This window comes from Azohydromonas caseinilytica (assembly GCF_012927045.1).
GTDB lineage: Bacteria > Pseudomonadota > Gammaproteobacteria > Burkholderiales > Burkholderiaceae_C > Azohydromonas > Azohydromonas caseinilytica.
In genome coordinates, this window is the sequence record NZ_JABBFW010000023.1 from 76,061 (window position 1) to 84,270 (window position 8,210).

Below are 8,210 nucleotides of genomic sequence, written 5' to 3' on the forward strand. Positions count from 1 at the left end.
CGTGGCCATGACGACACCTGTCGATGGCATCCGCTCATGAACAAGGAGACGATCATGCGCCCCGTCAATTTTGAGCAGCTGGTGCGGTCCATGGGCGACGCGGTGATCGTCACCGACGCCGCGGGCGCCGTGGTGCTGTGGAACGAAGCCGCGACACGCATCTTCGGCTTCAGCGAGGCCGACGCGATGGGCCAGTCGCTGGATCTGATCATCCCCGAGCGGCAGCGCGGCCGCCATTGGGACGGCTACATGAAGACCATGAGCACCGGCCAGACGCGCTACGGCAGCTCGCTGCTGCGCGTGCCGGCGCTGCACAAGGACGGCCGCACGCTGTCGATCGCCTTCACCGTGGTGCTGCTGACCGGGCCGAACGGCGAGGTCGAAGGCATCGGCGCGGTGGTTCGCGACGAGACGGCGCGATTCCAGGAAGAGCGCGTGCTGCGCAAGCGCCTGGCCGAGCTGGAAGCGCGCCTGGCCCAGCCCAGCGCCGCCGAATGATCACCACTTGAGCTTGAGGGGACACACATGAGCAAGGCTTTGAGCGGGGTCCGCATCCTGGACTTCACCCATGTCCAGTCCGGGCCCACCTGCACGCAGCTGCTGGCCTGGCTGGGGGCGGACGTGATCAAGGTGGAGCGGCCGGGCGAGGGCGATGCCACGCGTGGGCAACTGCGCGACATCCCGGGCGTGGACAGCCTCTACTTCACGATGCTCAACCACAACAAGCGCTCCGTGACGCTCAACACCAAGAAGCCCAAGGGCAAGCAGGTGCTGGAGTCGCTGATCAAGCAGTGCGACGTGCTGGTCGAGAACTTTGCCCCCGGCGCGATGGAACGCATGGGGCTGAGCTGGGAGCACATCCACAAGCTCAATCCGAAGATGATCGTGGCCTCGGTCAAGGGCTTCGGCCCGGGCCGCTACGAGGATTGCAAGGTGTACGAGAACGTCGCGCAGTGCGCCGGCGGTGCGGCCTCAACCACCGGCTTCGAGGACGGGCCGCCGGTGGTCAGCGGTGCGCAGATCGGCGACAGCGGCACTGGCCTGCACCTGGCGCTGGGCATCCTCGCGGCGCTGTACCAGCGCACGCACAGCGGCCGTGGCCAGAAGGTGCTGGCGCCCATGCAGGACGCGGTGCTCAACCTGTGCCGCGTGAAACTGCGCGACCAGCAGCGCCTGGAGCGCACCGGCTCGCTGCACGAGTATCCGCAGTACCCGGACGGCAAGTTCGGTGAGGCCGTGCCGCGTGCCGGCAACGCCTCGGGGGGCGGGCAGCCGGGATGGATCTTGCGCTGCAAGGGTTGGGAGACCGACCCCAACGCCTACATCTACTTCATCACGCAGGCCGCGGTGTGGCCGGCGGTGTGCAAGGTGATCGGCGAGGAGGGCTGGATCACCGACGAGGCCTACGCCACGCCGCAGGCGCGGCTGCTGCACCTCAAGCCGATCTTCGCGCGCATCGAACAATGGACCATGACCAAGACCAAGTTCGAGGCGATGGAGATCCTCAACGAGTTCGACATTCCTTGCGGTCCGATCCTGTCGATGAAGGAGATCGCCGAGGACCCGTGGCTGCGCAAGAGCGGCACGGTGGTCGAGGTCGAGCATCCGACCCGCGGCAAGCACCTCACGGTGGGCAACCCGATCAAGCTCTCGGACAGCCCGACCGAGGTCTTGCGCGCGCCGCTGCTGGGCGAGCACACCGACGAGGTGCTGCGCGAGCTGGGCTACAGCGCCGAGGACCTGGAACTGCTGCGCGCCGAAGGGGCGATCTGAGCCGCAGCGAGGCCGGCATGTGAGCCGGCCTCACGGGCGGCTGAGAGCGGCGCGTTTCCGCCTTTGCGGGACTGGCGCCGCAGGGGCCGGTGGCCTGCGTGCCGGCCCCTGCACGAATTGTTTCTTATTGACCGCTCGATTGATTCGCATCCGGATTTGCGGAGCGAAGGCGAATTCCTGTCTGTCTGATTTTTCGTTCGGCATGGCGCATTTGGCGCGTGCCCTGGCCTTCTAAATACGCTATTTCCATAAATGCTCATCTATGGTTCAGCGAAAAATCTTTGACTATCCATTATCCAAGCTCGTCCCTACAGTGGCTTCGTCCATCCCGATACTGTCTAGGAGAAGGCAATGTTCAATGACCTGCCGCCGGAATTCCGGGTCGAGGAAATCGAGCGCAACGCCTACAACGCGGCGTTCTACGAATTGGGCCTGCGCTGGTTCTGGGACGTCGAAACCTATGCCGCGTTATTGCGCGTCAGCGCGGACGCATCCGCCCGGATTCGGCATTACCTCGAAACGCGCCAGCCGCATCTGCTGACGGCCTATGACGCGGACTTCCTGGCCCGCGCCATCCAGGACGCCATGCGGCGCCACAAGGGCTGCGCGGCCCCGTCCTGCGACTGGTCGAAGCTGACCGGTTGCGAGCTCGGCATCTGAACCAGGCCCCAGGGCGAAAGGCGCAAGCAATGGCCATCCTCGTCAACAGGTACAGCCGCGTGATCCTGCAAGGCGGCGACGACGGCTCGGGGCCGGGCTGCAGCGCCGCCTGGCGCGCCGGCGGCAGCGCGGGCCGCTCCCGCTTCCTTGCCGGCGTGGCCTACGGCCATCCGGCCGAGCACCTGCCCGACGGGCTGCCGCTGTTCGACAGCGTGCGCCACGCCAAGGCCTGGGCCGCGGCGACGGTGTCGGTGGTCTGCATGCCGCCGGCGCTGGCGGCCGACGCCATCGAGGAGGCCGTGGACGCCGGCATCGGGCTGGTGCTCTGCCTGACCGAGGGCGTCCCGCCCGAAGACCTGCAGCGCGTGCAGCGCCGCCTGAATGAGAGCGCCACGCGGCTGCTGGGCGGCTGCATCGGCCTGGTCACGCCGGGGGAGATCCACATCGGCGCCATCCCGGGCCATGCGCTGCGGCGCGGCCGCATCGGCGTGGTGTCGCGCTCGCCGACGCTGATCAGCCTGGCGGCCAGCCAGCTCACCGGCTTCGGACTCGGCGCGTCCACGGTGATCGCGTTGGGCAATGCCGCGGCGGACGTGGCTGGCCTGCGGCCCGTGGACCTGCTGCGCCTGTTCAAGGCCGACCCCGGCACCGACGCCGTGCTCCTGGCCGGCAGCCTGGGCGCCGAGGCGGACGAGGAGTGCGCGCATTGGATCGGCCATCACATGCACAAGCCGGTGGTGATGTTCAGGCACGGCCCGGGCGCGTCGCCGCGGGGTGTGCAGCTGACGCGCGACCCCGGCGCGATGGGCGCGCTCATCGCCGCGGCGGTGGAGCCGCAGTGCCTGCCCTTCGACTGATTTCGAACCCAATTTTTCAAGGAGCACTCCCATGCATTCCCTGTGGATTCGCTACGAGCACGACGGGCGCGCGGGCTTCGGCCGGCTGGACGGCGAGCGCGTGCACGAACACCAGGGCGACCTGTTCGCCCGCCACGAGCCCACGGGGCGCAGCTTCGCGCTGAGCGAGCTGCGGCTGCTCGCGCCGACGCAGCCGAGCAAGGTCGTCGCGATGTGGAACAACTTCGGCGCGCTGCGCGCCCGGCTGGGCCTGGGCCTGCCCGAGGAGCCGCTGTACCTGCTGAAGTCGCCCAACTCCTGGTGCGCGTCCGGCGATGCCGTCGCCGTGCCGCGCTGCGGTGGCAAGGTGGTGTTCGAAGGCGAGCTGGGCATCGTGATCGGCCGCCGCTGCAGCGGCGTGAGCGAGGCGCAGGCCCTGGAGCACGTGTTTGGCTACACCTGCGCCAACGACGTGACGCAGGCCGAGATCCTGAACCGCGACGCCTCCTTCGCCCAATGGACGCGCGCCAAGGGCTTCGACACCTTCTGCCCGATGGGACCGGCCATCGCCACCGGGCTCGATCCGCAGACGCTGCGCGTGCGCACCCTGCTCGACGGCCAGGTGCGCCAGGACTACCCGATCAGCGACATGACCTTCCCGGTGCCGCGCCTGGTAAGCCTGATCTCGCAGGACATGACCCTGCTGCCCGGCGACGTGATCCTGTGCGGCACGTCGGTGGGCGTGGGCTCGATGAAGCCCGGCAGCCTGGTCGAGGTCGAGATCGAAGGCATCGGCCGGCTGAGCAACCGCTTCGGCTGAGCCCGCGCCACCCACACCCATTCACCACAGGAGCATGTCCATGAAGATCGCAATCATCGGTGCCGGCGCCATCGGCGGCCTGGTCGGCGCCAAGCTCGCTCTCGCAGGGGAGGAGGTCACGTTCATCGTGCGCGGCCGCAACCTGGAGGCGATCCGCGAGCACGGCATCAAGCTGGTCACCGCCGACGGCTGGGAGCACACCGCGCGCGACGTGCACGCCACCGACGACTATGCGCAGGCCGGCCCGCAAGACCTGGTGATCCTGGCCATGAAGGCGCACCAGGTGGAGCCGGTGGTCGCCGAGCTGCCCAAGCTGCTCGGCCCCGACACCGCCATCGTCACCATGCAGAACGGCATCCCGTACTGGTACTTCCAGCGCCACGGCGGCCGCCACGAGGGCACGCGCGTCAGCAGCGTCGATCCCAACGGCGCCATCGCCGCGGGCATCCCGGCCGAGCGCGTCATCGGCTGCGTGGTCTATCCGGCGTCCGAGCTGGTCGCGCCGGGCGTGATCCGCCATGTCGAGGGCGACCGCTTCCCGCTGGGCGAGCTCGACGGCAGCACCACGCCGCGCGTGCAGGCCATCGCGCGCTGCTTCGAGAACGCGGGCTTCAAGGCGCCGGTGCTGGACAACATCCGCGCCGAGATCTGGCTCAAGCTCTGGGGCAACCTGACCTTCAACCCGATCAGCAGCCTCACGCACTCGACGCTGGAGGACATCTGCCGCTACCCGCTGTCCCGTGAGCTGGCGGCGTCGATGATGCGCGAGGCCCAGGACGTGGCCCACAAGCTGGGCATCAGCTTCCGCGTGCCGCTGGAAAAGCGCATCGCCGGCGCCGAGAAGGTGGGCAAGCACAAGACTTCCATGCTGCAGGACGTGGAGGCGGGCCGTGAGCCGGAGATCGACGCCCTGGTGGGCTCGGTGGTGGAGCTGGCGCGGCTGACGGACACGCCGACGCCGCACATCGACGCCGTCCACGGCCTGGTCAAGCTGCTGGCCCGGACCATGGTCGACCTGCGCGGCCACGTGCGGCTGGTCGAGACGGAACGGCTCGCGGCCTGAGCCGCGACGGCGGGCCGGGGCGCGGGTGGCTGATCAGGAGCGGGCGACGTGAAGCACGCGACCTTCAGGCAACTCAAGGTGTTCGAGTCGGTGGCTCGGCACCTCAGCTACTCGCGCGCCGCCGAGGAGCTGTACCTGACGCAGCCCGCCGTCTCGATCCAGGTCCGCAAGCTGGAGGAGCATGCCGGGCAGCCGCTGTTCGAGCAGTTCGGCAAGAAGGTCTTCCTCACGCCCGCGGGCGCCGAGCTGCTGCAGATCAGCCGCTCGATCATCCAGCAGTTCGAGGCGGCCGAGATCGCCATGGCGCAGTTCAGCGGCGTCTCGGGCGGCAAGCTCAATGTCGGCGTCATCAGCGCCGGCGACTATTTCTTTCCCCGGCTGCTGGTCGATTTCGTGGGCCGGCACCAGGGGGTGCAGCTCAACTTCACGGTGCACAACCGCGAGGGGCTGCTCAGCCACATTGCCGAGAACCTGACCGACCTGGCGGTGATGGTGCGGCCGCCGACCGACCTCGACACCGTCAACGAGCCCTTCGCGCCGCATCCCTACGTGATCGTGGCGCCACCCGCGCATCCGCTGGTGGGTCGCTCGCGCATCGAGGTGGGCGAAGTGATGCGCCACCCCTTCATCGTGCGCGAGCGCGGCTCGGACACGTGGAAGTCGATGCAGGAAGGCTTCGGCGGCGATTTGTCCGGGCTCAACGTGGCGATGGAGATCCGCAGCACCGAGACCATCAAGCAGGCCGTGATGGCAGGCATGGGGCTGAGCTTCCTGTCAGCTCACACCATCACGCGGGAGCTGCAAAGCCGCAGCCTGCGCGTGCTCGATGTCCAAGGCTTTCCGCTGATGCTTCACTGGTACGTGGTGCACCGCTACGCCAAGCGCCTGCCGCCCGTGGCGCAGGCCTTCAAGGATTTCCTGATCAGCGACGGTGCGTCGCTGATCAGGCAAATCGTCCCGCTCGAGGAGGGCTGATCAACGCTTGAAGGCTTCGAGCACCAGGCGCTTATGGTTGCGCTGACGCAGCAACTCGCGCACCGCGTGATAGACGATGCCCATCGGCGTCGCGGCAAACAGTTCGCTCCAGGCAGCGCTCGGAGCAACCATTTGCGTTTGCTTATAGGAATTCGGCGTGGAGGTAATGGATTTCATGATGTCAGCTCGCCGTAATTGGGTGGGATGGAGACAAGTTTAGGGTAAACCCCATCAGGCAATCAACGCTCCTGTGGTTTTGCCATGACGCGTTGTAGGCATTGATTCACAACTGGGCATTTTTATGCGTTGAACCGGCAACACGATGCGCCAAAACGGCATCGGTTTGATGGTCAGGAATGACCAGCCCCGTTTTCCGTGGCTGCCACATCTTGGGACGTTTCAGAACGACCCGGGGTAAGCATGCGCAAAAAGTTTTGAAATCGACTGGATCGCAGGAGGGAATCCATGCTTGTCGGTATTCCGTTGGAAACAGCGGCCGGAGAAACGCGCGTGGCCGTCACGCCGGAAACAGCCAAGAAGCTGAGGGCGCAAGGACATCAGCTCTTCGTACAGTCCGGCGCCGGCGTGGCTGCGGCGTCGCCCGATGCCGCCTACGCGGCGGTGGGCGCGGAGATCGTGGATGCCCGCGCCGCCCTGGGCTGTGACCTGGTGCTGAAAGTGCGCCCGCCCTCGCCCGAGGAGCTTGGGCTCATGAAGCCCGGCGCCACGCTGGTGGGCATGTTGAATCCCTTCGACGCCGAAGGCCTGCAGCGCCTGGCCGCCGCCGGGCTGACCAGCTTCGCGCTCGAAGCCGCCCCGCGCACCACGCGCGCGCAGAGCATGGACGTGCTCTCCAGCCAGGCCAACATCGCCGGCTACAAGGCCGTGATCATCGCGGCCGACCGCTACCAGAAGTTCTTTCCCATGCTCATGACGGCCGCGGGCACGGTGAAGGCCGCGCGCGTGGTGATCCTGGGCGTGGGCGTGGCGGGCTTGCAGGCCATTGCCACCGCCAAGCGGCTCGGCGCCGTGATCGAGGCCTCGGACGTGCGCCCCTCGGTGAAGGAACAGGTGGAGTCGCTGGGTGCCAAGTTCATCGACGTGCCCTACGAGACCGCCGAGGAGAAGGAAGCGGCGGAAGGGGTGGGCGGCTATGCGCGCCCGATGCCCGAGAGCTGGTTATCCCGCCAGCGCGCCGAAGTCGCCAAGCGCGTGGCGCAGGCGGACGTGGTGATCTCCACCGCGCTCATTCCCGGCCGCCCGGCGCCCAAGCTCGTCAGCGCGGAGATGGTGCAGTCCATGAAGCCCGGCTCGGTGATCGTGGACCTGGCGGCGGCCAACGGTGGCAACTGCGCGCTGACCCAGCCCGGGCAGACCGTGCAGGCGCACGGCGTGACGATCGTGGGCGAGACCAACCTGCCCGCACTGGTGGCGGCCGACGCCTCGGCGCTCTATGCGCGCAACGTGCTGGACTTCTTGAAGCTCGTGCTGGCGAAGGATGCCACCGCCGTGAACGTGCCCCTGGACGACGACATCGTGGCCGCGTGCCTGATGACGCAGGGCGGACAGATCACCAGGAAGGGCTGAAGCCGTGGAAATCTCGCACACCATCATCAACCTGATCATCTTCGTGCTGGCGATCTACGTGGGCTACCACGTGGTGTGGACGGTGACGCCGGCGCTGCACACGCCGCTGATGGCCGTCACCAACGCCATTTCGGCCATCGTCATTGTGGGCGCGATGCTGGCCGCGGCGCTTACTGAAACCGGCCTGGGCAAGAGCATGGGCGTGCTGGCGGTGGCGCTGGCGGCGGTGAACGTCTTCGGTGGCTTCCTGGTGACGCGGCGGATGCTGGAGATGTTCCGCAAGAAGGAGAAGAAGCCTGCGGCCGCAACGGCCTTGACTTCATCGGGCAGCACGCAAGCTGCGCCGCAACTGAGCTCGGAGACCGCGCGATGAGCATGAACGTCGTCACGCTGCTGTACCTCATCGCCAGCGTGTGCTTCATCCAGGCCTTGAAGGGCCTGAGCCACCCCACCACGTCGATCCGCGGCAATGTCTTCGGCATGACGGGCATGGGCA

At 67.4% G+C, this 8,210-nt stretch carries 11 protein-coding genes; 10 read left to right on the plus strand and 1 reads right to left on the minus strand.

Translation table 11 applies throughout. The features are described from left to right. The first annotated feature begins 54 nt into the window (after positions 1-54). The 7 genes from HHL10_RS23190 to HHL10_RS23220 all read left to right on the plus strand — a co-directional run bounded on the left by HHL10_RS23190 (position 55) and on the right by HHL10_RS23220 (position 6,127). The gene (locus HHL10_RS23190; RefSeq protein ID WP_169162778.1) at positions 55-498 is read left to right on the plus strand and encodes a PAS domain-containing protein; all 444 of its coding nucleotides are present in this window, start codon (positions 55-57) and stop codon (positions 496-498) included. 27 nt (positions 499-525) lie between these two features. Then, positions 526-1,773, plus strand: coding sequence for a formyl-CoA transferase (gene frc / locus HHL10_RS23195; protein ID WP_169162779.1), 1,248 nt, complete (start codon positions 526-528; stop codon positions 1,771-1,773). A 351-nt stretch (positions 1,774-2,124) separates the two neighbouring features. Beyond that, positions 2,125-2,433: an HAD family hydrolase gene (locus HHL10_RS23200; RefSeq protein ID WP_169162780.1), complete on the plus strand. Its 309-nt coding sequence runs from the start codon at positions 2,125-2,127 to the stop codon at positions 2,431-2,433. 29 nt (positions 2,434-2,462) lie between these two features. Next, complete coding sequence (locus HHL10_RS23205) at positions 2,463-3,290, plus strand: succinate--CoA ligase subunit alpha (protein ID WP_169162781.1); 828 nt, start codon at positions 2,463-2,465, stop codon at positions 3,288-3,290. Between the two features lie 31 nt (positions 3,291-3,321). Beyond that, positions 3,322-4,089, plus strand: coding sequence for a fumarylacetoacetate hydrolase family protein (locus tag HHL10_RS23210; RefSeq protein ID WP_169162782.1), 768 nt, complete (start codon positions 3,322-3,324; stop codon positions 4,087-4,089). A gap of 40 nt (positions 4,090-4,129) precedes the next feature. Then, positions 4,130-5,152: a 2-dehydropantoate 2-reductase gene (locus HHL10_RS23215; protein ID WP_169162783.1), complete on the plus strand. Its 1,023-nt coding sequence runs from the start codon at positions 4,130-4,132 to the stop codon at positions 5,150-5,152. A gap of 48 nt (positions 5,153-5,200) precedes the next feature. Beyond that, complete coding sequence (locus HHL10_RS23220; RefSeq protein ID WP_169162784.1) at positions 5,201-6,127, plus strand: LysR family transcriptional regulator; 927 nt, start codon at positions 5,201-5,203, stop codon at positions 6,125-6,127. Here the strand turns inward: HHL10_RS23220 and HHL10_RS23225 are convergent, their stop codons facing one another. Further along, entirely contained in the window at positions 6,128-6,304 is a 177-nt protein-coding gene (locus HHL10_RS23225; protein WP_169162785.1) for a hypothetical protein, read from the minus strand. 288 nt (positions 6,305-6,592) lie between these two features. On the opposite strand from HHL10_RS23225, the gene HHL10_RS23230 reads away from it, so the two are divergent. From HHL10_RS23230 to HHL10_RS23240, 3 genes are all read left to right on the plus strand, one after another. Further along, positions 6,593-7,714 carry a Re/Si-specific NAD(P)(+) transhydrogenase subunit alpha gene (locus HHL10_RS23230; RefSeq protein ID WP_169162786.1) on the plus strand — a complete coding sequence of 374 codons (1,122 nt, stop codon included), beginning with the start codon at positions 6,593-6,595 and terminating at the stop codon, positions 7,712-7,714. 4 nt (positions 7,715-7,718) lie between these two features. Then, positions 7,719-8,087 carry an NAD(P) transhydrogenase subunit alpha part 2 gene (locus HHL10_RS23235; protein WP_310734661.1) on the plus strand — a complete coding sequence of 123 codons (369 nt, stop codon included), beginning with the start codon at positions 7,719-7,721 and terminating at the stop codon, positions 8,085-8,087. Continuing rightward, the coding region (locus tag HHL10_RS23240) for an NAD(P)(+) transhydrogenase (Re/Si-specific) subunit beta (protein WP_169162787.1) at positions 8,084-8,210 on the plus strand (127 nt) is incomplete at its 3' end. The genes HHL10_RS23235 and HHL10_RS23240, both read left to right, overlap by 4 nt.

Excerpts from the sequence above, each read along its gene's own strand:
- HHL10_RS23190 (WP_169162778.1), top strand. The coding sequence starts at position 55 with ATGCGCCCCGTCAATTTTGAGCAGCTGGTGCGGTCCATGGGCGACGCG.
- frc (WP_169162779.1), top strand. The coding sequence starts at position 526 with ATGAGCAAGGCTTTGAGCGGGGTCCGCATCCTGGACTTCACCCATGTC.
- HHL10_RS23200 (WP_169162780.1), top strand. The coding sequence starts at position 2,125 with ATGTTCAATGACCTGCCGCCGGAATTCCGGGTCGAGGAAATCGAGCGC.
- HHL10_RS23205 (WP_169162781.1), top strand. The coding sequence starts at position 2,463 with ATGGCCATCCTCGTCAACAGGTACAGCCGCGTGATCCTGCAAGGCGGC.
- HHL10_RS23210 (WP_169162782.1), top strand. The coding sequence starts at position 3,322 with ATGCATTCCCTGTGGATTCGCTACGAGCACGACGGGCGCGCGGGCTTC.
- HHL10_RS23215 (WP_169162783.1), top strand. The coding sequence starts at position 4,130 with ATGAAGATCGCAATCATCGGTGCCGGCGCCATCGGCGGCCTGGTCGGC.
- HHL10_RS23225 (WP_169162785.1), bottom strand. The coding sequence starts at position 6,304 with ATGAAATCCATTACCTCCACGCCGAATTCCTATAAGCAAACGCAAATG.
- HHL10_RS23230 (WP_169162786.1), top strand. The coding sequence starts at position 6,593 with ATGCTTGTCGGTATTCCGTTGGAAACAGCGGCCGGAGAAACGCGCGTG.